Source organism: Stenotrophomonas chelatiphaga, assembly GCF_032054965.1.
GTDB classification, from domain to species: Bacteria; Pseudomonadota; Gammaproteobacteria; order Xanthomonadales; family Xanthomonadaceae; genus Stenotrophomonas; species Stenotrophomonas chelatiphaga.
This window is the reverse complement of record NZ_DAMBRS010000001.1, coordinates 194,341-217,941: the sequence shown is the minus strand read 5'-3', so window position 1 is coordinate 217,941 and position 23,601 is coordinate 194,341. Positions and strand designations below refer to the sequence as shown.

Sequence of the window (23,601 nt, the reverse complement as noted above, 5' to 3'; positions counted from 1 at the left end):
GACCAGGTTAAACCCTCAATAGTTGCGCAGGCGAACACGCATGACAGCCCACAGGCAGGCCAACAACGCCCCCCAGGCGACCGCCACGCCGGCCTGCTGCAGCGGCGGCAGTGGAACCAGAGCCGCCATTACTGCCGCGCCGGCAAGGCCGAGCAGAATATACACGCCTGTCACACGCGTGTGGCTGGAGCCGGCCTTCACCGCGCGCTGGTAGACATGCTGCGTATGGGGTTCCATCCAGCGCTGCCCCGTGAGCATGCGGGATGACAGCGTGAAGCCTGCGTCCACGATGAAGGCTGACAACGGTATCAGCAAAGCCAGCCAGTTAATGTCAGTTACCGCGCTTGCCAGCCCGGCCAGCGCGGCCATCAGGTAACCCAATGCCCCGCTGCCCACGTCGCCCATGAAGATGCGCGCGCGCGGGAAGTTGAATGGCAGGAAACCGAGGCAGCCCGCGGCGACCACCACGGCGATCAACGCGAACGGCATCGGCATCACCACGGCCAGGCTCAACGCGCCAACAAGCGCATAGCCGCTGGCGATGCCGTTGATGCCGTCCATGAAGTTCCACAGGTTCACCAGCGCGGTCGCCACCAGGAACAGCAGCAGGGCCTGCAGCGCATTGCCGGTCGCCTGCCAGGCCAGTCCGGCCAGCAGCGCCGACGCCAGCATGTGCACCAGCAGCCGGCGCACGGCCGGCAGCGGGCGATGGTCGTCCCACCAGCCGATCCCGGCCACCATCACCAGGCCGGCGGCAAACACCGCCAGTTGGGGCGCTGCGGCCGGATACAGGAACGCGCCGGCGGCGGTGCCGGCCAGCACGGTGACCACGATCGCAATGCCCCCGCCCCGCGGTGTCGCGACGTGGTGGCTGCGACGTTCGCCAGGGTGGTCCAGCAGCTGCCGCCGCAGCGCGTAGCGACGTGCCAGCCAGGTCAGCCCGGCCGACAGCAGCGCCAGCACCAGCAGCGCCATCCACGGATCAACATCCCGCATCGGTTACAGCACCGCGTAGTTCAGCAGCGGCTTGACCGTTCCCCATTCCTTGCAGCTGGGGCATTGCCAGTGATGGGTGCGTGCACCGAAGCCACAGCGCGTGCAGCGATACGCCGGGTTGCGCACCAGCAACTGGTCGGTGATGTGCTTGAGGTCATGCAGGGTCGCGGTGGGATCAGCGCCTTCGGCCAGGGTGAGGTCGATCAGCGCCGACTCCCCACGTACCGACGGGCGGTCCTTCAGCTGCCGGCCCAGGTAGGCACGGGCCGGCGAAACGCCTTCCTGCTCCTCCATCAGGCGGGTCAGCGCCAGCACCGGGGCGATGCCGCGGTAATGCTCGGTCATTTCCGACAGGAAACTGCGCGCGCCGCCCATGTCGCCAACCTTGCGGTAGTTCTGCATCAGCGCCTGCAGCACTTCGGGCAGGTATTCCGGATCGTTGCGTGCAGCACGTTCGAACGCGCGCACGGCCGCTTCCGCGTTGCCCGCGTCGGTTTCAAGACGGCCTTCGATGATGCCGGCACGGACCGACATCGCATCGGCCTGGTAGGCGCGCGCGATGGCCGCCCTCGCCTCTTCGACGTTGCCGGCGCCACGGTGGCGTTCGGCCAGTTCACATTCGAACTGGCCCACCAGCTTGCCCATCGGCTCGCCGGTCACTTCTTCGAAGCGCAGGGCGTTGTCGATCGCCTTTTCCCAGTCGCGCTCGGCCTGGTAGATGCCGATCAGGTGCTTGAGCGCCTGCGGCGCGCGCTGGTCGATCTGCGCCAGTTCGCTGAACACCGTTTCGGCCCGGTCCAGCAGGCCGGACTTCATGTAGTCCTCGCCAAGCGCCAGCAGCGCCTGCACGCGCTGGGCATCACTCAGGTCGGTGCGGTTGACCAGCCCCTGGTGCAGGCGGATGGCGCGATCGACCTCACCGCGACGGCGGAACAGATGGCCCAGCGCGACCTGGGTCTCGAAGGTTTCCTTGTCCAGTTCGGCGATGTGCAGGAACAGCTCGATCGCCTTGTCCGGCTGTTCATTGAGCAGGTAGTTCAGGCCGCGGAAATAGGTGCTGGACAGGCGGCTGACCTGGTTGTCACCGTGCCGCTGCCCACCGCGACGCCCGATCACCCAGCCGGCGACGGCGGCCAGCGGCACGCACAGGAAGAACCAGAAATACTGGGAAACGAATTCCATGCGTGATCAGCGTCCTGTAAAAGGAGGTTGGGGGGGCGTCACCGGGGTCGCCGGTACGGCCTTGTTGGCGCGGCGCAGCTGGGCATAGAGCGGGACGACCACGCTCACCAGCACCAGACCGGCACCGACCACCACCCCGACCAGCAATGCGGCGATCATCGCCACGCCGACCGAGGTATGCAATTGGGTGAATACGAGATTGATCGACATCTCGGTCATGTTGACCGCGCCGATGATGAGTCCAAGGACCAGAACGGCCAGCAGGACCAGCAAACGGAAAACCTTCATGCGACAGCTCCAGTCATGCCCGGTCTGTAGCTTATCCGACCCGGCGGGGGAATCGCACGCTCTACATCACTGCGCTCAGGCAGGATCAGCATCCTGCGGGACGACGTCACTGACGCGTTCGCGCAGCTCCTTGCCCGGCTTGAAATGCGGCACATGCTTGCCCGGCAGGGCCACCGACTCACCCGTCTTGGGATTGCGGCCCAGCCGCGGCGGACGGTAGTGCAGGGAAAAGCTGCCGAAACCGCGGATCTCGATACGGTCACCGGCCGACAACGAACCACCCATCATTTCCAGCAACGACTTGACCGCCAGATCGACATCATCGGCCTTCAGGTGCGCCTGCCGGCGCGCGAGGATTTCGATCAGTTCGGATTTGGTCATTGCAGGCTCTGCTCGGGGGGCTCAAACCCTGAAACGGCCCGGACATGATGTCCGGGCCGTCCAGGAAACTACGACAGCGTAAGGCCGATTACTCGGACTTGTTGCCGCCCAGCTGTGCACGCAGCAGCGCGCCGAGCTGGGTCATGCCACCGGAAGCAGCAGCCGACTGGTAGTCGTCCATCACTTCGCGCATCTCGGCATCGTCCTTCGCCTTGATCGACAGCTGCAGGGTGCGGCCCTTGCGGTCCATGCCCACGAACTTGGCTTCGATCTTGTCGCCAACCTTCAGGTGCTGGGTCGCATCGTCGACGCGGTCGGCGGAGATATCGCGGGCAGCCACATAGCCCTCGATGCCGTCAGCCAGTTCGATGATGGCGCCCTTGGCGTCAACTTCCTTGACCACACCTTCGATCTTCGAACCCTTCGGGTTCACGGCCATGAACTGGCCGAACGGGTCCTGCTCCAGCTGCTTGACGCCCAGGCTGATGCGCTCGCGTTCCGGATCAACGGCCAGGACGACTGCGTCCAGGTTGTCGCCCTTCTTGAAGTTGCGGACGATGTCTTCGCCAGTGGTTGCCCAGCTGATGTCGGACAGGTGGACCAGGCCGTCGATGCCGCCGTCCAGACCGATGAAGATGCCGAAGTCGGTGATCGACTTGATCTGGCCCGACACCTTGTCACCCTTCTTGTGGGTGGCAGCGAAGGTTTCCCACGGATTGGCGGCAACCTGCTTCATGCCCAGCGAGATGCGGCGACGCTCTTCGTCACAATCCAGCACCATCACTTCGACTTCGTCACCCACCTGCACAACCTTGGACGGGTTGACGTTCTTGTTGGTCCAATCCATCTCGGACACGTGCACCAGGCCTTCCACGCCCGGCTCGATCTCGACGAACGCGCCGTAATCGGTCACGTTGGAGACCTTGCCGAAGACGCGGCTGTTGGCCGGGTAACGACGCGAGATGTTATCCCACGGATCTTCGCCCAGCTGCTTCAGGCCGAGCGAAACGCGGTTGCGCTCGCGGTCGAACTTCAGCACGCGCACGTCCAGCTCGTCGCCGACGTTCACGACTTCGGACGGATGGCGCACGCGCTTCCATGCCATGTCGGTGATGTGCAGCAGGCCGTCGATACCGCCCAGGTCCACGAATGCGCCGTAATCGGTCAGGTTCTTGACGACACCCTTCAGGATCGCGCCTTCCTGCAGCTTGTCCATCAACTGCTCGCGCTCTTCCGAGTGCTCGCTTTCGACGACAGCGCGGCGCGAAACCACGACGTTGTTACGCTTGCGGTCCAGCTTGATGAGCTTGAATTCCAGCTCCTTGCCTTCCAGGTAGGCCGGATCGCGCACGGGGCGCACATCGACCAGGGAACCCGGCAGGAACGCGCGGACATCCTTGATGTCCACGGTGAAACCACCCTTGACCTTGCCGCTGATGCGGCCGGTGATGGTTTCGTTCTTTTCCAACGCTTCTTCCAGCTCGTCCCACACCATCGCGCGCTTGGCTTTCTCGCGCGACAGCACGGTTTCACCGAAGCCGTTCTCGATGGAATCGAGGGCGACCTTGACGATGTCACCTTCGGCGACGTCGATCTCGCCAGCGTCGTTACGGAACTGTTCGATCGGCACGATGCCTTCGGACTTCAGCCCGGCGTTGATCACCACGACATCGCCGCGGACTTCCACGACGGTACCGCTGACGATCGAGCCCGGCTTCAGCTTGGCCAGATTGGCCTGGCTGGCTTCAAACAGTTCGGCAAAAGATTCGGTCATTAGATTTACTCTGTTGATCACATGGGTCAGCGGCTTCCATCAAGGAGTCCGTCTGCCCGCCTGTTGGTCGACCCCGGAAAAGCAGGCCGTGTGTGAAGTGGTTAAACCGCCACGCATCATTGCGCGACGGAGCATTTACTACCTTGCAGTACGTATCGCCTTGCGGCGGCGACAACCGCCACGACTGCTGGCGGTACTCCTGTACGAACGGATCAGGCAGCCGAAACCGGAAGCAGATCCATCACTCTTGCAACGACATCATCGATGCCGATACCAGTGGTATCGATGAGGACGGCATCGTCTGCCGGCTTCAGGGGCGCCACAGTGCGCTGTGCATCACGGGCGTCGCGGGCCATGATCTCGCGCAGGAGGTCATCAAAGTTAACAGAAACCCCTTTGTCATTCAACTGCTTATGCCGGCGCTCGGCGCGCTCCTCGGCGCTGGCGGTCAGGAAAACCTTGAATGGGGCGTCAGCGAAGATGACGGTGCCCATGTCACGGCCATCGGCGACCAGGCCCGGCGCCAACCTGAATGCGCGCTGGCGTTCCTTCAATGCGCTGCGCACCTCCGGAATGGCGGCAATCGCCGAGGCCAGTGCCCCGGTGGTCTCCAGGCGCAGCTCGTCGGTGGCGTCGGTGCCGTTGACCAGCACCCGCATGGTCTCGCCCTGCTCCACGAACTGGACCTTGGTATCAAAGGTGCAGCGCACCAGCGCCGAGGCGTCCGAGGTATCGATGTCGGCCCAGCTGGCGGCCACGCCCACCGCCCGGTACAGCGCGCCCGAATCCAGGTAATGCCAGCCCAGCCGGCGGGCTACGATGCGGCTGATGGTACCCTTGCCAGCCCCGGAAGGGCCGTCGATGGTGAGGACGGGAGCGAGTGCGGACATGGGGTTTCCAGCAGGTGTGAAGACCCCATTCTAGCCCCAGCCTGAGCGGCTGCTGCGATCCGTCTGTGCAACCACTTGAAACGATGGAGAAAAGCCCGGTAGAATGGCGGGCTTGAACGAGCGTCAACGCAGTATTGTCTCCGGCATATCGCGGCGCGCTCCACCTGAACACTTACTTTTACACTCAACGTGTACGCCGAGGTATGCCATGAAAGTTCTGTCCTCCCTGAAGTCGGCGAAGGCCCGTCACCGTGACTGCAAGGTCGTGCGTCGTCGTGGCAAGATCTTCGTCATCTGCAAGTCGAACCCGCGTTTCAAGGCGCGCCAGCGCTGAGTCGGCCGGCCTGACGGCCGTCCACGGTTCCTTCGCGGGGCCGGTTTGATGCTGAAAGCCGCCTCCGGGCGGCTTTCTGCTTTGTTTATGCTGTAATCGCCGTTCTTGACCACTGGGGAGTAGCTCGAGATGAAGCGTTACCTGATGTCCCTGGCCGTGCTGGCCACCCTGGCCGCCGCAACGCCGGCGCTGGCCGACACCCTGCTGATCGACCGTGCCGCCGACAAGCCGGCCGGTGCCCTGCCCGTGCGTGGACAGAGCATGCAGCAGGTGCAGAGCCAGTTCGGCTCACCCGCTGAACAGCTCGATGCCCGCGGCGGCCAGAAGCGCCAGTGGCCGACCATCAACCGCTGGGTCTACCCGCAGTTCACCGTCTACTTCGAAAAGCAGAAGGTGATCGACGTGGTGGCCAACAAGGCGGCCCCCAACGAGATCGGTCCCAAGCCGCCGATTCGTTGACGAACCCGGCCCGCGCCTGCGCGGGCGCATCCAAGCGAGACCATGAACCAGACCCTTCGTTTTCCTGCCGAATGGGAAGCCCAGAGCGGCGTCCTGATTGCCTGGCCGACGGCCGACACCGACTGGGCCGACCGCCTGGGCCAGGTGGAAGAGACCTACATCGCCCTGGTAGCCGCGATCACCCGCTTCCAGCCGGTGCTGATCTGCGTGGCCGACGATGACGTGGAGACCTACGCCGAGATGCGGCTGCGCTCCAACCGCATCGACATGCAGCGCGTGCGCTTCGTCACTGCAGCCTACGACGACACCTGGCTGCGCGATTCCGGCCCGATCACCCTGCAGCGCAAGGACGGCGGCTTCCAGCTGCTGGATTTCCGCTTCACCGGCTGGGGCGGCAAGTTCGACGCCACGCTGGACGACCAGTTGGTCGGCGTGCTGGATGCCGCGCGCGTGTTCAACGACGCACCGGTGCGCAGCATTGCCTTCGCACTGGAGGGCGGCGGCATTGAAACCGATGGCCAGGGCACCCTGCTGACCACCTGGAAGTGCCTGCACGAGCGCCACCCGGACCGTGACCGCGCCAGCCTGTCCGCCGACCTGACTGACTGGCTGCAGCAGGACCGCGTGCTGTGGCTGGACCACGGCTACCTGGAAGGTGACGACACCGACGCCCACATCGATACGCTGGCGCGCTTTGCTTCGGCCGACAGCATCGTGTACCAGGCCTGCGACGATGCGTCTGATTCGCACCACGCGGAACTGCAGGCGATGGGTGCTGAACTGGCCGCGCTGCGTACCGCCGATGGCCAGCCGTACCGCCTGTTCCCGCTGCCGTGGCCGCAGCCGGTCCTGGACGAAGGGCGTCGCCTGGCGGCGTCCTACGCGAACTTCCTGATCGTCAATGGTGCGGTGCTGATGCCGACTTATGGCGATGCGGCGGACGAGGCGGCGCGTGATGTGCTGGCGGCGGCGTTCCCGGACCGGGAGATCGTGCAGGTGCCGTGCCGGTCGCTGATCTGGCAGAACGGGAGTCTGCATTGCATCACGATGCAGCTGCCGGCGGGGTTGCTGGCGAACGGCTGAGCCCCTCGTGGGTGGCTGTAACACCGCATCGTTGGGTGGGCCGGGCGGTGGGGCTGGTCGGGGGACGGCAGAAGCCGCTCCTGCGGGCCTCGTTTCGCGCCCTCCATGGCGCTCAACGCCCCCGCCCAGCCCCACCGCCCGGCCCTCGGACAATTCCCGTGGCCGCCAGCCACGTATGAAAATAAAAGAACAGAGGCAGGGGGTCAGAGTCCTTTCGCACGAAAAGGACTCTGACCCCTTCTTGGTCCTTTCTCCAAGGCCACCGCCGGCCTGTCGAAGGTGGGGCGGGGTGGGTTGGTGGGACCTTGAGCGGCAGGAGCCGCGAAGCGCTGCATGGACGTACTTGTGCGTGTCCCACCAACCCACCCCGCCCCACCACCCCTCAGCCCTGCAGCTTTGGCTTTGGCTTTGACTTCGGCTTTGCCTTTACGCGTCGGCTTTACGCTTTGGCTTCTACCGGCCGCAGGCCAGCAAAAACCGATCATTCAGCCGCCACCACGCCGCCCTTCCCCATCCGCGTTAACATGCGTGTTTTCCCCCGCAGGAACGCTTCCGGATGAGCCCCCGCCAGCCCCTTACCGTCGCCCTGATCCAGGAGCGCAACCACGGTGATGCCGCCGCCAACCTCGCCGTGATCGAATCCCGCGTCGCTGAAGCGGCCGCACAGGGTGCCAAGCTGATCCTGCTGCAGGAACTGCATAACGGCGCGTACTTCTGCCAGCACGAAAGCGTCGACGAATTCGACCTGGCCGAGCCGATCCCGGGGCCCAGCACCGAGCGCATCGGCGCACTGGCCAAGCAGCACGGCGTGGTCATCGTTGCCTCGCTGTTCGAACGCCGTGCCGCCGGCCTGTACCACAACACCGCAGTGGTGTTCGAAAAGGACGGCAGCCTGCTGGGCAAGTACCGCAAGATGCATATCCCGGACGACCCGGGTTTCTACGAAAAATTCTATTTCACTCCGGGCGACCTCGGCTTCACCCCGATCGATACCTCGGTCGGTCGCCTCGGCGTGCTGGTGTGCTGGGATCAGTGGTATCCGGAAGCGGCGCGCCTGATGGCGCTGGCCGGTGCCGAACTGCTGCTCTATCCGACCGCCATCGGCTGGGATCCGGATGACCAGCAGGATGAAAAGAACCGCCAGCGCGATGCCTGGGTACTCAGCCACCGCGGCCATGCCGTGGCCAATGGCGTGCCGGTGCTCAGCTGCAACCGCGTCGGCCATGAGCCTTCGCCGATGGGCGCCTCGGGCATCCAGTTCTGGGGCAACAGCCACGTGCTGGGTCCGCAGGGCGAGTTCATCGCCGAAGCCGGCGGCGAGGAAACCATCCTGGTGTGCGAGGTCGACCTGCAGCGCAGCGAGCACGTGCGGCGTATCTGGCCGTTCCTGCGCGACCGCCGCATCGACGCCTACGGCGACCTGCTGAAGCGTTACATCGACTGATTCCCTGCCGGAACCTGCGCCCATGGCCGTGCTTATCCGTGATGTCAGCGAGGCTGACATCGCCGCGATCACCGCGATCTACGCGGTGGAAGTGACCGACTTCGTCAACACCTACGAGTACGACATCCCGGACGCGGCCGAAATGCAGCGACGGATGCAGGACATCGTCGCCCGTGGCTTCCCCTACCTGGTCGCCGAAGTCGACGGCGAGGTGGCCGGCTATGCCTACGCCAATACCTACCGCACCCGCGTGGCCTACCAGTGGACGGTGGAAAATTCGGTCTACGTCGATGCGCGCTTCCAGGGCCAGCGCGTCGGCACCACGCTGCTGCAGGCGCTGATCGATGCCTGCACCGCGCGCGGTTACCGGCAGATGGTCGCGGTCATCGGCGAACCCACCAATACCGCCTCCATCAAGCTGCACGAGCGCTTCGGCTTCCATCTGGTCGGCGTGTTCCAGGGCCTGGGCCGCAAGCACGGCCGCTGGCTGGACACCGTCCAGATGCAACGTGCACTGGGCGATGGCGCTGACAGCGCCCCAACAAACGAGTAAACGCATGACTGACACCCTCCTTCCCTCCACCGACGCGGCCGCAGGCGATACGCTGTTTGCCGGCCAGCCGGTGCGCATCGTCGAACGCGATGGCGTGCGCTACACCCTGCTGGGCACCGCGCACGTGTCGCACGCCAGCGTGGAAGCGGTGGAAAAGGCCATCCACAGCGGTCGCTTCGATGCGGTCGCGGTGGAACTGGATCCGCAGCGCCTGCAGGCGTTGACCGAGCCGGACACGCTGGCCAAGCTGGACCTGGTGGAAGTGATCCGCAAGGGCCGCGTGGCGCTGTTCGCCGCCAACCTTGCGCTGTCGGCATACCAGCGTCGGTTGGCCGAACAACTGGGCATCGAGCCGGGCGCTGAACTCAAGCGCGCGGTGCTGCTGGCCCGGGAACAGGGCCTGCCGGTGCACCTGATCGACCGTGAGGTCGGGCTGACCTTCAAGCGCGCTTCGGCGCAGCTGGGCTTCTTCGGCAAGATCAAGCTGATGACCGGGCTGGCCGCCGGCCTGTTCTCGTCCGACGAGGTCGGCACGGACGAAATCGAAAAGCTCAAGCAGGGCGACATGCTGGAGTCCAGCTTCGGCGAGTTCGCCAAGGAAAGCCCCGCGCTGTACGACGCCATCATCGGTGAGCGCGACCGCTACATGGCCACCCGCCTGCGCGAGGAACGTGCCCTGCAGGGTGCCGTGCCTGCCCAGCGCGAGGTGCTGGCGGTGGTCGGTGCGGGCCATCTTGCCGGCCTGGCGACGTATCTGGAAACCGACCACGACGCGCCGGTACCGCTGCGCGCGCAGCTGGAAGAAGTGGCGAAGAAGCGCAACATTCCCTGGTTCACGCTGGCCATCCTGGCCATCGTGGCGACCGGCATCGGTGTGGGTTTCTACCGCGGCGGGTTGGGCGTGGGCGGCGAGCTGCTGCTGACCTGGGCGATGTACACCGGCGGCCTGGCCGGCCTGGGCTGCCTGCTGGCCGGCAGCCATCCGCTGAGCATCCTCACCGCGATCGTTGTGGCACCGTTCAAACCGTTCCGCCTGAGCATTCCCACCGGCGCCTTCGCCGCGCTGGTGGAAGCGCGCCTGCGCAAGCCGGCCTACGAGGATTTCCTCAAGCTGCGCGACGATGCGCAGAGCCTGAAGGGCTGGTACCGCAACCGCGTCACCCGCGTGGTGCTGACCTTCATGCTGACCAATATCGGCAGCATGCTGGGCCTGTGGCTGACCGGTTTCCAGGTATGGGGCAAGGTCGCCGCATGAAGAAGGGGTAGCGCCGACCCAGGGTCGGCGAGTGCAGCGGGCTTTTGGCCCGGACATCCCGCCGAGCATGGCTCGGCGCTACCCGTTCCGCGGTTCAGGCTTCCACCACCGGGGTGTCCACGCCCCGGCCGCGGGCCTTGCCGATCAACCGCGCCGCCGCACTGCGTGCATCATCCAGCACCGCGTAGATGGTCGGCAGGAACAGCAGGCTGACCACCGTGGAGAACGCCAGCCCGCCGGCAATCGCGCGCGCCATCGGGTAGTACGGCGGGCCATCGCCGAACATCTGCGTGTCGGTGAGCGAGATCGGCACCATCGCCAGGATCGCCGTGCCCATCGTCATCATGATCGGGCGCAGGCGTTCACGTGAGCCCTCCACCAGCGCCTGGGTACGGGCCATGCCGCGCCGGCGCAGGTTGTTGATGTGCTCGATCATCACGATGCCGTTGTTCACCACCACGCCCATCAGCACCAGGATGCCGATGAAGGACATGATGCCGAACGAGGTGCCGGTCAGCCAGAACAGCCAGAACACGCCGAAGATCGAGAACAGCACCCCGCTCATGATCGCCGCCGGGAACAGCAGCGACTCGAACACAGCGGCCATCACCACGTAGATCATCAGCAGCGCGATCACCAGGTTGAACAGCATCTGCTGCATCGCCTCGTCATCGTTGCCGAAGTCGCCGCCGTCGAAGCTGAAGCTGTAGCCGGCCGGGAAGTTCATCGGCTTGAGCACCGCCTCGATCGCCTTGCGCCCATCCGGGGCGGTGACCTTGTCGGCCAGGTTGGCCTTGATGGTCAGCGTGGTCTGCCGGTTGGTGCGGCCGATCTGCGTGGCCGAGGACAGGATCTCCACCGAGACCAGGCTCAGCAGTGGCACGGTGCGGCCATCGCCGGTGCGCACGCTGAAGCCATCCAGGTCCTCCGGCGTACTCTGTTCGGCGCCGGCGAAACGCACCCATACCGGCACTTCGTTGTCACCGCGGCGGAACTCGCGCATCGGGGCGCCACGCAGCGCCAGGCCGACGAAACTGGCCACCTGTTCGGCGTTGAAGCCGAACGCGGCCGCACGCTCGCGGTCGACCTTGATCGCCAGCTCGCTGCCCTTCTCGCCGTTGTCGATGCGCACGTCGCGCAGTTCCTTGCGCTGCGCCAGCAGCGGCAGGACTTCCTCGCCGATCTCCTGCAGCATCGAACTGGAATCACCGACCAGCTGCACCTGCACGCCGCTGTTGCTGCCGCCGGAATCACCGCCCTGGTTGCCGACGAAGTAATCGGCACGCGCGGACTTCGGCAGGCCCTTGCGCAGTTCCTCCTGGATCGCCTTGAGGCCACCAGCGTGCGCCTCGTCCAGGGTCACGATGGTGGAACTGCCCTCGTCTTCGCTGTACCAGGAATACACCTGGGTGATGTGCAGCCGCTCGCGGTTGGCATCCAGCCAGTCTTCCACGCGCTTCACTTCATCGGACATCTGCCGGTAGGTGTAGGCGCTCTTCCACATGTAGCCGATGAACACGTCCTTGCCGCCTTCGCCACCGAACATGTCCACCTTGGTCAGCTTCATCGGCACCAGGCTGACCAGCACCACCAGCAGGATGCCGAGCAGGCTCCAGCCACGGTGGCGCAGGGTCCAGTCCAGCAGCACCGCATACCGGCCCTGCAGGCGCGCGATGACGCCGGTCTTGGAATGCAGCAGCTTGGGCGTGTCCATGCGCGCGGACAGCATCGGGATCAGGCTCACCGCCACCAGCCAGGACGCCAGCAGGGACACCGAGATGGTGATCGCGATCTGCGACATGAAGATGCTGATGTTGTTGGTTTCACCGAACAGGTTCGGGATGAACACGATGCAGTGGCACAGGGTGCCCGCGCTGAGCGCGATGGCCACGTTGCGGGTGCCGATGATCGAGGCCAGCCGCGGCTGGTCGGGCATCCGCTCGCGTTCCTGGTAGATGCTTTCCACCACCACCACGGCGTTGTCCACCAGCATGCCCACCGCCAGCAGCAGGCCCATCATGGTCAGGATGTTCAGCGTCACCCCGACGAAGTACATGAAGCCCAGGGTGATGATGAAGCAGATCGGGATGGCCAGGGTCACCATCAGCGTGGACGGCCAGTGGCGCAGGAAGAAGAACAGCACGGTGACCGACAGGATCAGGCCGACCGCACCGGCTTCGGCCAATTCCAGCAGCGAGGACGTCACCGTCTTGCCCTGGTTGTCGATGACCTTGATCTGCACATCGCGCATGCTCGGCTGCGCGCGGATCGCCTCCACTTCGGCCAGCGCAGCGCGCGAGACTTCCACCAGGTTGGCGCTGCGCTCCTTGAAGATGTCCAGGCCGATCGCCGGATTGCCATCCAGGCGACGGCCATAGCTCATGCGGGTCGGCTTCAGGCGCACCTCGGCGATGTCGCCCAGGCGCAGTCCCTTGGCGTTGATCACCAGGTCGCGCATTTCCTGCAGGTCGGTGATTTCGCCCACCGGCTGCACGCGCACGCGCTGGCCGTTGTCGTCGATCTGCCCGGCCGACAAGGAGAAGTTCAACGTGCGCAGGCGCTCGCTGAGTTCGTTGATGCTCAGCCCATGTGCGTTCAGCCGGTTCGGATCGATCGCGATCTCCACCTCGTTCGGTGGTGCGCCGGAGATGTTGACCCGGGCCACGCCGGGGATCCGTTCGATGCGCCGCTTGAATTCGCGGTCCAGCATGTCGTACGCGCCGGTCAGGTCGGTATCGCTGGCCAGGCGTACCTTCAGCACCGGTTCGTCGCTGCTGGACCACTTGAACACGTTGTAGCGCTGCAGGTCGTCGGGCAGGTCGGTGCGGATGGCGTCGATGCGCTCGCGTGCATCGGACGCGGCGATGGCGATGTCGCGGTCCCAGTCACTGAACTCGATGAAGATGTTGGCCCCTTCGGAGGTGGCCGACGAACGCATCCGCTTGATCCCGGTCATCGTCGCCAGGCTTTCTTCCACCGGGCGGATCAAGGTGCGCTCCACCTCTTCAGGGGTGGAGCCGGTGTAGGGAATCTGCACGAACAGGAACGGTGCGGTGATGTCCGGTAGCGCCTCCAGCGGCAGCCGGAACGAGGCGATCAGTCCCACCACCACCAGTGACACGAAACACATGATGGTGGTGACCGGGCGGCGGATGGAGAACTCGGCGATGCTCATGCCGGCTCCTCCCGTCCCTGCCCGGCGTCGGGCGCATCGAAGCCTGCATCGTGGGCCAGCTTGCGGCCGCGCTCGCGGTAGTACGCATCACCCTTGCGGTCCATCAGGTCATACACCACCGGAATCACCAGCAGCGTCAGCAGGGTGGACACCAGCAGGCCACCGATCACGGTGATCGCCATCGGCGCGCGCACTTCGGCGCCCTCGCCCATCGCCACTGCCAGCGGCAGGAAGCCGAACAGCGTGCACAGGGTGGTCATGATGATCGGACGCAGGCGCGAACGTGCGCCTTCCACCAGCGCCTCGTGCTTGGCCACGCCGGCTTCGCGCAGCTGGTTGACCTTGTCGATCAGGATGATCGCGTTCTTGGTCACCAGCCCCACCAGCAGGATCAGGCCGATGAACACCACCACCGAGATCGGCTTGCCGCTCAGCAGCAGCGCCAGCACCGCGCCGACCAGGGCCAGCGGGATGGTGAACAGGATCACGAACGGATGCAGCAGCGATTCGAACTGCGAGGCCATCACCAGGTACACCAGGAAGATCGCCAGCCCGAAGGCGAAGATCAGCGAGCGCGCGGATTCTTCCAGCTCCTCGCCCTGCCCGCCGATGTGCATGCCCACCGCCGCGCCCAGCGGCTGTTCGGCCACCATCGCCTGCACTTCGCGCATAGCACCGCCCAGGTCGATGTCGCGCAGGTTGGCCGATACCACCGCCACCCGCGTCTGGTCGGCGCGATGGATCTCGCTCGGGCCGGTGGTGGCGACCACTTCAGCCACCGCGTCCAGGGTCACCGGACGGGTGCTGCCGGGATTGACGATCAGCCGGCGGATGCTGTCCACGCTGGCCCGGTCGCCCTGCTGCGCACGCACCAGCACATCGATCTTGCGATCGCGGAAGCTGTAACGGGTGGCGACATCGCCGCGCACTTTCTTGACCACCACATCGGCGATCTGGCGGGTGGTCAGGCCCAGTGCACCGGCGCGCTCCTGGTCGAAGCGGATCTGGATTTCCGGGAAGCCCTCTTCCACGGTGGATTTGACGTCGGCGTAGTGCGCGTTGTTGCGCAGCATCGCCGCCAGCCGCTGCCCGGCCTGCTCCAGCGAGGCCATGTCCTGTCCGCGCAGCTCGATTTCCAGCGGCGTGGAGAAACTGAACAACGCCGGTCGTGCGAAGTCCACCTGCACGCCGGGATGCGAGGCCATGGTGTCGCGCAGGCGTTCGGTGATGGCCGCTTCGCTGCGTGCATCACCGCCGCCTTCCATCACCACGGTCAGCTTGCCGATGTTCTCGCCGCTTTCGGTCGGGCTGGCATCCAGCCGGGTGCCGGCGCCACTCACCCCGTACAGCGAGGCGATGCCTTCACCGGCAGCCTGCTTGCCATCGCCATGCGCCAGCTGCAGTTCGCGCACCAGCGCATCGGTCTGCTTCAGCGGCGTGCCGGCCGGCAGCTTCACGGTCATCTCGAAGCGGTCCTGCGCCAGCTGCGGGATCAGGTCCGCGCCGAGCATCGGCACCAGTGCCATGGTGGCCACGAAGGCCAGTGCCGCCAGCCCCAGCACCTTGCCCGGATGGGCCAGCGCACTGGGCAGCAGGCGCAGGTAACCGCGTTCGGCACCGGCATACGGTTTCATCGCCATGTCGCTGGCCTTGCGCATCACCGGGCCGACCACCGCCACGATGCCGCGCCACACGCGCACCACCGCCCAGGCTGCGCCGAAGAAGCTCCAGCGCAGCGCGGCCACGAAGCCGCGACGGCCACCGGCCACCGGCTTCAACCAGCGGTTCTGCGGACGCCAGGCCTCGCCCGCCTGTTCCTCCGGGAACGCCAGCGGCGGGCGGCCCTTCAGTGAGCTCAGCATCGGGATCAGGGTCATCGACACCAGCAGCGAGATCGCGATGGCGATCGCCACGGTCAGCGCCTGGTCGCGGAACAACTGCCCGGCGATGCCATCGACGAACACCAGCGGCAGGAACACCGCGATGGTGGTCAGGGTGGACGCCACCACCGCCATGCTCACCTCCCGCGTCCCCGCGATGGCGGCCTGCAGCACGCCCAGCCCGCGTTCGCGTGCCTTGGCGATGCTCTCCAGCACCACGATGGAATCGTCCACCACCAGGCCGGTGGCCAGGGCCAGGCCGCCCAGCGACATCACGTTCAAGCTCAGGCCCAGCTGGCCCATGAAGAAGAACGTGGCGATGATCGACACCGGCAGCGACAGGCTGATGACGAAGGTGCTCCAGCCATCGCGCAGGAACAGGAAGATGATCAGGATGGCCAGCAGTCCGCCGATCACCGCATCCTTCTTGACGTCGCTGATCGCGTGTTCGATGAAGCGCGACTGGTCTTCGACGGTGGTGAGCTCGGCATCGGACGGGAAGGTGGTCTTGATCTGCTCCAGCCGCGCGCGCAGGGCCTCGGCGGTAGCCACGGTATTGGCATCGCCTTCCTTGTAGATCGCCAGCTCCACCGCTTCCTTGCCGCCCAGCCGGATGATCGCCTCGCGTTCCTTGTACCCCTGGCGCACCGTGGCAACGTCCTTGAGCCGCACCGGCACGCCGTTGGCGATGACGCTGGAATTGCCGCCCGAGGCACTCTGCGCCGCCGATGCGGCCGACATCGCCGCATCCGAGCCGGTCGCCGCAGCGATGGCGAACATCTGCGCCATCGCCGAATCGGCTGCGCTGCCATTGGACGACTGGGTGGTGATCAGCAGGTTGCGGATCTCTTCCAGATCGACGAACTGGTTGACGGTACGCACCAGGAAACGCTGCGACCCCTCTTCCAGGCGGCCGCCGGAGATGTTGATGTTCTCCTCTTTCAGGCGCTGGATGACGGTGTCGATCGGCAGGTTCAGCTGCGCCAGCTTCTGCTGGTCGATGTCCACCTGGATCTCGTCTTCCAGGCCACCGCCGACCTTCACTGCGGCCACGCCGGTGACCGGTTCCAGCTTCTTCTTCAGGTCTTCGTCGGCGTAGCGGCGCAGGCCGGTCAGTTCGCGGATCGCCTCGGCGTCGGTAACCGGTGCATCCTTGCTGGAAATCACCAGCCGCATGATCGGTTCGGTCGAAGGATTGAAGCGCAGCAGCACCGGGGCCTTGGCCTCCAGTGGCAGGTTCAGCGCTTCCATCTTGTCGCGCACCTCCAGGCTGGCCTGGTCCATGTTGGTGCCCCAGGCGAACTCCAGCACCACATCGCTCTGGCCGGTGCGCGAGATCGACTTCAGCTTGCGCAGGTTCTTGACCACGCCGACCGCTTCTTCGACCGGCTCGGAGATCAGGGTTTCGATTTCAGACGGTGCCGCGCCGGTGTACTCGGTGCGCACCGTCAGCGTGGGATAGCTCAGGTCCGGCAGCAGGTTGACCTTCAGGCTGTTCAGCGCTATCAGCCCGAACAGGATCAGGGTGACCGTGCACATGGCGATGGTCACGCGGCGGCGGGTGGCGAACTCCACCAGGCCGCCGCCCATGCTGCCGGGGTCGTGGCCCTGGTGGGGGTCGCGACCGTGGTCGTTACCGGCCGATGTCATGGGGCGCTCCCTGCCTTGGCAGCCGGCGTGGCCTTGGCCACCTGCTTTGGATCGGCGGGCACGATCACCTGCACCGCGGTGCCGTCGCGCAGCGCGACCTTGCCGGCGGTAACCACCTGGTCGCCTGCCGCCAGGCCCTCACGCACTTCCACCCAGGCGCCTTCGGCGTAGCCCAGCGTCACCGGCACCCGCGCGACCTTGCCGGCGCGCACGCGGAACACGGCCGGGTCACCATCGTCGAGCAGGGCCAGGCGCGGCACCACCAGGGCATCGGCGCGCTGGTCGTAATCAATGCGGATGCGGCCGAACATGCCCGGCTGCAGCGACTGCGCGCCGCCGTCGAAGGTGCTCACCACGCGGAACGTGCCGCTGCCGGAATCGACGACCGGCGAGATGCGATCGACCTGGCCGGTGAAGCGCTTGCCCGGCAGAGCGTCGGCCAGCAGGGTCACCGGCTGGCCGGCACGCAGCGTGGCCAGCTCGCGTTCGGGCACGTTGAGCGTGGCTTCCAGCCGCGAGTTGTCGACGATGCGGAAGATCGGCGTGTTGATCTGCACGAAGTTGCCGGTCTTGATCGAACGCGAGGCGATCACTCCGGAGATCGGTGCGGTGACCGTGGTGTAGGAGAGTTCCAACGTGGCCAGCCGATACTGCGCGCGGGCGTTCTCCACGTCGTAACGCAGCTGGTCGACATCGGCGGCGCTGACCATCTGCTGGCCCACCAGGCGGTTGGCGCGCTGGTAGTTGTTTTCCAGCTTGCGCATCACCGCTTCACTCTGTGCCACCGCCAGCCGCGCGCGGTCCGGATCCAGCCGCACCAGCGGCTGCCCGGCGCGCACCTGCTGGCCTTCTTCGACCAGCACGGCCAGCGCCACGCCGGAGGTCTTGGCCACCACCTGCGATTCGGCGCGCGGCTCCAGCGCAGCGGTGCCGGTGTAGCTGGCGGCCACGCCGCGATGGCTGGCCACCGCCACTTCCACCGGCACGGCATCGACCTTCTTCTGTTCGGACTTGCCGTCCTTGCCGTCCGCTGCCTTTGCTTCGTTGTTGGGGCCACCCGCGCAGCCGGACATCAGCAGCGTGGTGGAGATGAGCAGCGCGGCGGCGCAGATTCCGCTGCGGCCGGCGGGCAGGAAGGCATGGCGTGACATCGTCGGGTCCCTGGGGATACGTGAACAGGTGTGGTAGCAAAGTAATGCACCACCTCACGGGTACACCATATCCCAAAGGTCACGGTGACTTCACGCCGTCGGTCGGGCCGACCCCATTTCAGCAACATGAAACGAGCCGCTATACTCGGGCCGTTCCGTACCCCACGCCGGAACGACCAGACCCGTAGCCCGGAAACGACATCATGCGCCCGCAGCCGCTCGCCGCTTGTCTTGCTCTGGCCGTCCTCCTGCCCTTCGGGGCCGCCGTGGCCGCTCCCGCTCCTGCTTCACCCCCGTCCGCCCCTGCCGCTCCGGCGCCGCTTCCGGCCCCGCAGGCACCCGCGCCGGCCGCCGCCCTCACCGGCAATTTCGACAACGGCCGGGTCCTGGCGTACACCTGCCAGGGCTGCCACGGCATCACCGGTTACAAGAACGCCTACCCCAGCTACCGCGTGCCGAAAATCGGCGGGCAGAGCGAGCAGTACCTGCTGCAGGCCCTCACCGAGTACCGCCATGGCAAGCGTCGTCATCCGACCATGCAGGCGCAGTCGATGAGCTTCAGCGAACAGGAGATCGCCGATCTCGCTGTTTACCTGTCCACCGTCAAGTAAGGCACGCCTACATGTCGAAAGCCGCGCAGTTCACGCGTCATGCCATCGCCTTGTCCGTCGCCGTCCTGATGGCCGCCTGCTCGCCGTCGCATGAAGACAGCAGCACGCAGTCGCCCGACCAGCCGGGCCAGGCCAGTGGTGATCTCCCCGCCCCTTCATCGTCGGCCGGGCTGCCGGCCGGTCGCCTCGCCGCCGGTGAGGCCCGTGCGCAGGTCAAGGGCAAGGCCACCGGGCAGAGCTGCATCGACTGCCACGGTGCCGACGGCAATGCGCCGATCGACCCGACCTACCCCAAGCTGGGGGGGCAATACAGTGATTACCTGGCGCACGCGCTGCAGGCCTATCGTTCGGGCGATCGGCAGCACGCGTTGATGACCCCGCAGGCGACCGGCATCAGTGATCAGGAGATCGCCGACCTGGCGGCCTATTTCGCTTCACGCCCGACCCAGCTGCGTGACCTGCACGGGGTGAAATGAGCACCGCCGACAACGCGTGACGGCCAGCGGCCGTCACTACCCGGACATCAGGGGTCAGGCGTCCAGTTCCTGCCAGCGCGCGTAGGCGGCATCCAGCTCGGCCTGCACCTTGGCCAGCTTCTGGTTGTGCGCGGCCATGTCCGGTGCGCTGCGCTGGTAGAACGCGGGATCGTTCATCGCCGCAGTCAGCCCTTCGACGTCCTGTTCCAGCGTTTCGATCTTCTGCGGCAGCTGTTCCAGTTCGCGCGCGTCCTTGTAGCTGAGCTTGCGCTTGGCCGGCACCACGTCAGCCGCCGCCACGGCCGCCGGGGCGGCAGCGGCTGCCGGACGGCTGGCCACCACCGGCGCGTTGGCCTGCTGCGCGGCCACGAAAGCCGCATGCCGCTGCCAGTCGCTGTAGCCACCCACGTAGTCACCGACCACGCCCTCGCCTTCCATCACCAGCGTGGAGGTCACCACGTTGTCCAGGAAGTCACGGTCATGGCTGACCAGCAGCAGCGTGCCGGTGTAATCACCCAGCAGCTCTTCCAGCAGCTCCAGCGTTTCCACGTCCAGGTCGTTGGTCGGTTCGTCCATCACCAGCAGGTTGGACGGCTGCGCGAACAGCTTGGCCAGCAGCAGGCGGTTGCGCTCACCGCCGGACAGGCGGGTGATCGGCGCGCGCGCCCGTTCCGGGGTGAACAGGAAGTCCTGCAGATAGGCGTGCACGTGCTTGCGCTTGCCATTGAACTCGATGAAGTCGCGGCCTTCGGCCACGTTCTCGATGGCCGTCCAGTCTTCGCGCAGCACCGAGCGGTACTGGTCGAAATAGGCGATTTCCAGGTTGGTACCGGCGCGCACTTCACCGCGGTCCGGTGCCAGGTCGCCCAGCAGCAACTTCAGCAGCGTGGTCTTGCCACTGCCGTTGGGACCGATCAGGCCGATGCGGTCGCCACGCAGGATGGTGGCGGAGAAGTCGCGCACCATGCAGCGCTCGCCGAAGGAGAACGACACGTCCTTGATGTCGATGACCTTCTTGCCGGAATTGGCAGCCTGGGCCGCTTCCATCCTGACGTTGCCACTGATCTCGCGGCGCGACGAGCGCTCGTTGCGCATCGCTTCCAGGCGGCGCACGCGGCCTTCATCGCGGGTACGGCGGGCCTTGATGCCCTGCCGGATCCACACTTCTTCCTGCGCCAGCATCTTGTCGAAACGGGCGTTTTCCTGTGCCTGTGCGTTGAGCCGTTCTTCGCGGCGGCGCTCGTAGTTGGCCCAGTCGCCCGGCCAGCTGGTGACCTGCCCGCGATCGATTTCCACGATGCGGGTGGCCAGCGCGCGCAGGAAGCGACGGTCATGGGTCACGAACACCACGCTGCCGTTCCAGTTCTTCAGGAACATTTCCAGCCAGTCGATGGCTTCGATGTCCAGGTGGTTGGTCGGTTCGTCCAGCAGCAGCAGGTCCGGGCTGGACACCAGCGCCCGGCCCAGCAGCACCCGGCGCTTCATGCCGCCGGACAGGCGCGCGAATTCGGCATCGCCGTCCAGGTCGAGCTTGGTCAGGGTTTCGCTGACGCGCTGGTCCAGGCCCCAGCCGTTGGCGGCATCGATCTTGGCCTGCACCGCGCCCAATGCATCGCCGTCGAACTCTTCGGCCACGCTCAGGTGGTGGAATTCGGCCAGCCACTGGCCCAGTTCGCCCAGGCCTTCGGCGACCACGTCGAACACGCTGCCGGCGGCGCCATGCGGCACCTCCTGTTCCAGCCGGGTCACGCGGACGCCCTGCTGGACGCGGACTTCGCCATCATCGGGCTTGTGGTCGCCGGACAGCAGCTTGAGCAAAGTGGATTTGCCGGCGCCGTTGCGGCCGATCAGGGCGATACGCTCGCCCGGCTCGATCGACAGTTCGGCTTTTTCCAGCAACAACGGGCCGCCGACGCTGAAGTCGACGTTCTGCAAGGTAATCAGGGGCATGCGGGTATTGTAAGGGGTTAACCCCGTACAATGCGCCATGAATGAATTCTCGACCCTGCCGCTGAGCCCGGCCCTTCAGCCTGGCCTGGAAGCGCTCGGCTACACCACCCTCACCGCCATCCAGGCGCGCAGCCTGCCGGCCATCCTCGACCGCCGCGATGTGATCGCCCAGGCCCCCACCGGCAGCGGCAAGACCGCCGCCTTCGGGCTGGGCCTGCTGCAGGCACTGGATCCGGCCACCCAGCGGGTGCAGGCGCTGGTGCTGTGCCCCACCCGCGAACTGGCCGACCAGGTCGGCAAGCAGATCCGCAAGCTGGCCACCGGCATCCCGAACATGAAGCTGCTGGTGCTGACCGGCGGTTCGCCGCTGGCGCCGCAGCTGGCCTCGCTGGAAGCCCACCACCCGCACGTGGTGGTCGGCACCCCCGGCCGCGTGCAGGAACTGGCACGCAAGCGCGCGCTGAACCTCGGCGCGGTGCGCACGCTGGTGCTGGACGAAGGCGACCGGATGCTGGACATGGGCTTTGAAGAGCCGATCCGCGAGATCGCCGGGCGCACCCACAAGGACCGCCAGACGCTGCTGTTCTCGGCCACCTTCCCCGATGCGATCCGCGCGATCGGCCGCGACGTGCTGCGCGATCCGGTGGAAGTGACGGTGGACGGCGCCGACGATGCCCCCTCCATCCGCCACCTGTTCTGCGAAGTGGAGCCGGCGCACCGGCAGAAGGCGCTGGCCGGGCTGCTGCTGAAGTACACGCCGGAATCGGCGGTGGTGTTCTGCAACACCCGCAAGGATGTCGACGAAGTGGCCAATTCGCTGCAGCAGTTCGGCTTCTCCTCGCTGGCCCTGCACGGCGACATGGAACAGCGCGACCGCGAAGAAGTGCTGGTGCGTTTCGCCAACCGCAGCTGCAACGTGCTGGTGGCCAGCGACGTGGCCGCGCGCGGGCTGGACGTGGAAGACCTGGCGATGGTGATCAACTACGAACTGCCGACCGACATCGAAACCTACCAGCACCGCGTCGGCCGTACCGGTCGCGCCGGGGCCAGCGGCATGGCGATCAGCCTGGTGGCCGGCCGTGAGAAGTCCCGCGCCGAGGCCCTGGAAGCGCAGCGTGGCACGCCGCTGGACTGGCAGAAGACGCCCCTGGCGACCTCGCGCCCGGCCGAACTGCCGCAGGCCGCCATGCGCACCCTGCGCATCGATGGTGGCAAGACCGACAAGCTGCGCCCCGGTGACATCCTGGGTGCGCTGACCGGCGATGCCGGCCTGGCCGGCAAGCACATCGGCAAGATTGCGATCTACCCCACGCGTTCGTACGTGGCCATCGCCCGCGAGCACGCCAACCGGGCCGTGGCCAAGCTGGAAGAAGGCAAGATCAAGGGCCGCAGGTTCCGCACCCGCGTGATGTAAGCCGGCAGCGGTGACGACCAACGGTCGTCACCCACCGGGGCGAAGACAAGAGCAAGACGGCCAGCGGCCGTCACTACCCAGGGATGCCCCGGTTGCGCGGCGCGCGGGCGGTTGCTTCAGTACACCAGTTCGGTGTGCAGCGGCAGGCCGGCTTCCCAGCGGCCACGGCCGCCCAGTCCGTCCAGTTCCACCAGTACGCCGGCGCCGACCACGTCCACGCCCAGTCGACGCACCAGCGACAGCGCCGCCACCAGCGTGCCGCCGGTCGCCAGCACGTCATCGATGATCGCCACGCGGGCACCGGCCGGCAGGGCGTCGGCATGCACTTCGATGCAGTCGCTGCGGTATTCCAGCGTGTATTCCTCGCGCAGCACCTTGCCCGGCAGCTTGCCCGGCTTGCGCACCGGCACGAAGCCCACGCCCAGCTCCAGCGCCATCGCCGCGCCGAGGATGAAGCCACGCGACTCGATGCCGACCACCGCATCCAACTGCAGGTCGCGCCAGCGGGCGCTCATGGCCTGGATCGCCGCACGGAAATCATCGCCATCGGCGAGCAGCGGCATGATGTCCTTGAACAGGATGCCCGGCTTGGGGAAATCAGCGATGTCGCGCAGGCGCGATGCCCACTGCGGTTCGACGTGTGCGTCGGTCATTG

The 23,601-nt window shown here is 66.2% G+C and carries 20 protein-coding genes; 9 read left to right on the top strand and 11 right to left on the bottom strand.

The genetic code is table 11. The features are described from left to right. Positions 1-15 precede the first annotated feature (15 nt). The 6 genes from RTX79_RS01170 to cmk form a co-directional block, all read right to left on the bottom strand. Entirely contained in the window at positions 16-996 is a 981-nt protein-coding gene (locus RTX79_RS01170) for an MraY family glycosyltransferase (RefSeq protein WP_312681166.1), read from the bottom strand. 3 nt (positions 997-999) lie between these two features. Further along, the gene (lapB, locus tag RTX79_RS01165; RefSeq protein WP_309686229.1) at positions 1,000-2,178 is read right to left on the bottom strand and encodes a lipopolysaccharide assembly protein LapB; all 1,179 of its coding nucleotides are present in this window, start codon (positions 2,176-2,178) and stop codon (positions 1,000-1,002) included. Positions 2,179-2,184: 6 nt separating this feature from the next. Continuing rightward, positions 2,185-2,466 carry a lipopolysaccharide assembly protein LapA domain-containing protein gene (locus tag RTX79_RS01160; RefSeq protein WP_312681165.1) on the bottom strand — a complete coding sequence of 94 codons (282 nt, stop codon included), beginning with the start codon at positions 2,464-2,466 and terminating at the stop codon, positions 2,185-2,187. A 75-nt stretch (positions 2,467-2,541) separates the two neighbouring features. Next, a complete protein-coding gene (locus tag RTX79_RS01155) occupies positions 2,542-2,847 on the bottom strand; it encodes an integration host factor subunit beta (protein WP_042615402.1) in 306 nt (101 codons plus the stop codon). 88 nt (positions 2,848-2,935) lie between these two features. Continuing rightward, positions 2,936-4,621, bottom strand: coding sequence for a 30S ribosomal protein S1 (gene rpsA / locus RTX79_RS01150; protein ID WP_057506688.1), 1,686 nt, complete (start codon positions 4,619-4,621; stop codon positions 2,936-2,938). 212 nt (positions 4,622-4,833) lie between these two features. Then, entirely contained in the window at positions 4,834-5,511 is a 678-nt protein-coding gene (cmk, locus tag RTX79_RS01145; RefSeq protein WP_057506687.1) for a (d)CMP kinase, read from the bottom strand. 208 nt (positions 5,512-5,719) lie between these two features. Here cmk and ykgO point away from each other — a divergent pair, with 208 nt between their 5' ends. From ykgO to RTX79_RS01115, 6 genes are all read left to right on the top strand, one after another. Then, positions 5,720-5,845, top strand: a complete 126-nt coding sequence (gene ykgO, locus RTX79_RS01140) for a type B 50S ribosomal protein L36 (RefSeq protein WP_005409283.1) — start codon at positions 5,720-5,722, stop codon at positions 5,843-5,845. Between the two features lie 129 nt (positions 5,846-5,974). Further along, on the top strand, positions 5,975-6,304 hold the full coding sequence (locus tag RTX79_RS01135) for a hypothetical protein (protein WP_309686235.1): 330 nt from the start codon (positions 5,975-5,977) through the stop codon (positions 6,302-6,304). A gap of 42 nt (positions 6,305-6,346) precedes the next feature. After that, positions 6,347-7,387 carry an agmatine deiminase family protein gene (locus tag RTX79_RS01130; protein ID WP_312681162.1) on the top strand — a complete coding sequence of 347 codons (1,041 nt, stop codon included), beginning with the start codon at positions 6,347-6,349 and terminating at the stop codon, positions 7,385-7,387. 556 nt (positions 7,388-7,943) lie between these two features. Next, positions 7,944-8,831, top strand: a complete 888-nt coding sequence (locus tag RTX79_RS01125; RefSeq protein ID WP_309686239.1) for a carbon-nitrogen hydrolase — start codon at positions 7,944-7,946, stop codon at positions 8,829-8,831. A 22-nt stretch (positions 8,832-8,853) separates the two neighbouring features. Beyond that, the gene (locus RTX79_RS01120) at positions 8,854-9,384 is read left to right on the top strand and encodes a GNAT family N-acetyltransferase (protein ID WP_057687407.1); all 531 of its coding nucleotides are present in this window, start codon (positions 8,854-8,856) and stop codon (positions 9,382-9,384) included. Between the two features lie 4 nt (positions 9,385-9,388). Further along, positions 9,389-10,639, top strand: coding sequence for a TraB/GumN family protein (locus RTX79_RS01115; protein ID WP_312681158.1), 1,251 nt, complete (start codon positions 9,389-9,391; stop codon positions 10,637-10,639). 94 nt (positions 10,640-10,733) lie between these two features. On the opposite strand, the gene RTX79_RS01110 is transcribed toward RTX79_RS01115, so the two are convergent. From RTX79_RS01110 to RTX79_RS01100, 3 genes are read right to left on the bottom strand one after another with little or no spacing between them, the layout of a single operon-like run. Next, positions 10,734-13,814: an efflux RND transporter permease subunit gene (locus tag RTX79_RS01110; protein ID WP_312681156.1), complete on the bottom strand. Its 3,081-nt coding sequence runs from the start codon at positions 13,812-13,814 to the stop codon at positions 10,734-10,736. Then, on the bottom strand, positions 13,811-17,344 hold the full coding sequence (locus RTX79_RS01105) for an efflux RND transporter permease subunit (protein ID WP_312681154.1): 3,534 nt from the start codon (positions 17,342-17,344) through the stop codon (positions 13,811-13,813). Before RTX79_RS01105 ends, RTX79_RS01110 begins: the two co-directional genes overlap by 4 nt. Then, on the bottom strand, positions 17,341-18,495 hold the full coding sequence (locus RTX79_RS01100; protein ID WP_309686265.1) for an efflux RND transporter periplasmic adaptor subunit: 1,155 nt from the start codon (positions 18,493-18,495) through the stop codon (positions 17,341-17,343). The genes RTX79_RS01105 and RTX79_RS01100 overlap by 4 nt, the downstream gene beginning before the upstream one ends. A 203-nt stretch (positions 18,496-18,698) precedes the next feature. On the opposite strand from RTX79_RS01100, the gene RTX79_RS01095 reads away from it, so the two are divergent. Together RTX79_RS01095 and RTX79_RS01090 are read left to right on the top strand one after the other, a co-directional pair. Then, complete coding sequence (locus tag RTX79_RS01095) at positions 18,699-19,106, top strand: c-type cytochrome (RefSeq protein WP_042614923.1); 408 nt, start codon at positions 18,699-18,701, stop codon at positions 19,104-19,106. Positions 19,107-19,117: 11 nt separating this feature from the next. Continuing rightward, positions 19,118-19,582 (top strand): c-type cytochrome, encoded by a 465-nt coding sequence (locus RTX79_RS01090; RefSeq protein WP_057687402.1) that lies wholly within the window; start codon positions 19,118-19,120, stop codon positions 19,580-19,582. A 54-nt stretch (positions 19,583-19,636) separates the two neighbouring features. Here RTX79_RS01090 and RTX79_RS01085 read toward each other — a convergent pair whose 3' ends face one another. Further along, positions 19,637-21,532 carry an ATP-binding cassette domain-containing protein gene (locus RTX79_RS01085; protein WP_312681149.1) on the bottom strand — a complete coding sequence of 632 codons (1,896 nt, stop codon included), beginning with the start codon at positions 21,530-21,532 and terminating at the stop codon, positions 19,637-19,639. 37 nt (positions 21,533-21,569) lie between these two features. On the opposite strand from RTX79_RS01085, the gene dbpA reads away from it, so the two are divergent. Further along, positions 21,570-22,946 (top strand): ATP-dependent RNA helicase DbpA, encoded by a 1,377-nt coding sequence (gene dbpA, locus RTX79_RS01080; RefSeq protein WP_057687400.1) that lies wholly within the window; start codon positions 21,570-21,572, stop codon positions 22,944-22,946. Between the two features lie 116 nt (positions 22,947-23,062). On the opposite strand, the gene RTX79_RS01075 is transcribed toward dbpA, so the two are convergent. Continuing rightward, positions 23,063-23,599 (bottom strand): adenine phosphoribosyltransferase, encoded by a 537-nt coding sequence (locus tag RTX79_RS01075; RefSeq protein ID WP_042615061.1) that lies wholly within the window; start codon positions 23,597-23,599, stop codon positions 23,063-23,065. Between the last annotated feature and the right edge of the window lie 2 nt (positions 23,600-23,601).

Coding starts and splice junctions, on each gene's coding strand:
- RTX79_RS01170 (WP_312681166.1), bottom strand. CDS start 996: ATGCGGGATGTTGATCCGTGGATGGCGCTGCTGGTGCTGGCGCTGCTG.
- lapB (WP_309686229.1), bottom strand. CDS start 2,178: ATGGAATTCGTTTCCCAGTATTTCTGGTTCTTCCTGTGCGTGCCGCTG.
- RTX79_RS01160 (WP_312681165.1), bottom strand. CDS start 2,466: ATGAAGGTTTTCCGTTTGCTGGTCCTGCTGGCCGTTCTGGTCCTTGGA.
- RTX79_RS01155 (WP_042615402.1), bottom strand. CDS start 2,847: ATGACCAAATCCGAACTGATCGAAATCCTCGCGCGCCGGCAGGCGCAC.
- rpsA (WP_057506688.1), bottom strand. CDS start 4,621: ATGACCGAATCTTTTGCCGAACTGTTTGAAGCCAGCCAGGCCAATCTG.
- cmk (WP_057506687.1), bottom strand. CDS start 5,511: ATGTCCGCACTCGCTCCCGTCCTCACCATCGACGGCCCTTCCGGGGCT.
- ykgO (WP_005409283.1), top strand. CDS start 5,720: ATGAAAGTTCTGTCCTCCCTGAAGTCGGCGAAGGCCCGTCACCGTGAC.
- RTX79_RS01135 (WP_309686235.1), top strand. CDS start 5,975: ATGAAGCGTTACCTGATGTCCCTGGCCGTGCTGGCCACCCTGGCCGCC.
- RTX79_RS01130 (WP_312681162.1), top strand. CDS start 6,347: ATGAACCAGACCCTTCGTTTTCCTGCCGAATGGGAAGCCCAGAGCGGC.
- RTX79_RS01125 (WP_309686239.1), top strand. CDS start 7,944: ATGAGCCCCCGCCAGCCCCTTACCGTCGCCCTGATCCAGGAGCGCAAC.
- RTX79_RS01120 (WP_057687407.1), top strand. CDS start 8,854: ATGGCCGTGCTTATCCGTGATGTCAGCGAGGCTGACATCGCCGCGATC.
- RTX79_RS01115 (WP_312681158.1), top strand. CDS start 9,389: ATGACTGACACCCTCCTTCCCTCCACCGACGCGGCCGCAGGCGATACG.
- RTX79_RS01110 (WP_312681156.1), bottom strand. CDS start 13,814: ATGAGCATCGCCGAGTTCTCCATCCGCCGCCCGGTCACCACCATCATG.
- RTX79_RS01105 (WP_312681154.1), bottom strand. CDS start 17,344: ATGACATCGGCCGGTAACGACCACGGTCGCGACCCCCACCAGGGCCAC.
- RTX79_RS01100 (WP_309686265.1), bottom strand. CDS start 18,495: ATGTCACGCCATGCCTTCCTGCCCGCCGGCCGCAGCGGAATCTGCGCC.
- RTX79_RS01095 (WP_042614923.1), top strand. CDS start 18,699: ATGCGCCCGCAGCCGCTCGCCGCTTGTCTTGCTCTGGCCGTCCTCCTG.
- RTX79_RS01090 (WP_057687402.1), top strand. CDS start 19,118: ATGTCGAAAGCCGCGCAGTTCACGCGTCATGCCATCGCCTTGTCCGTC.
- RTX79_RS01085 (WP_312681149.1), bottom strand. CDS start 21,532: ATGCCCCTGATTACCTTGCAGAACGTCGACTTCAGCGTCGGCGGCCCG.
- dbpA (WP_057687400.1), top strand. CDS start 21,570: ATGAATGAATTCTCGACCCTGCCGCTGAGCCCGGCCCTTCAGCCTGGC.
- RTX79_RS01075 (WP_042615061.1), bottom strand. CDS start 23,599: ATGACCGACGCACACGTCGAACCGCAGTGGGCATCGCGCCTGCGCGAC.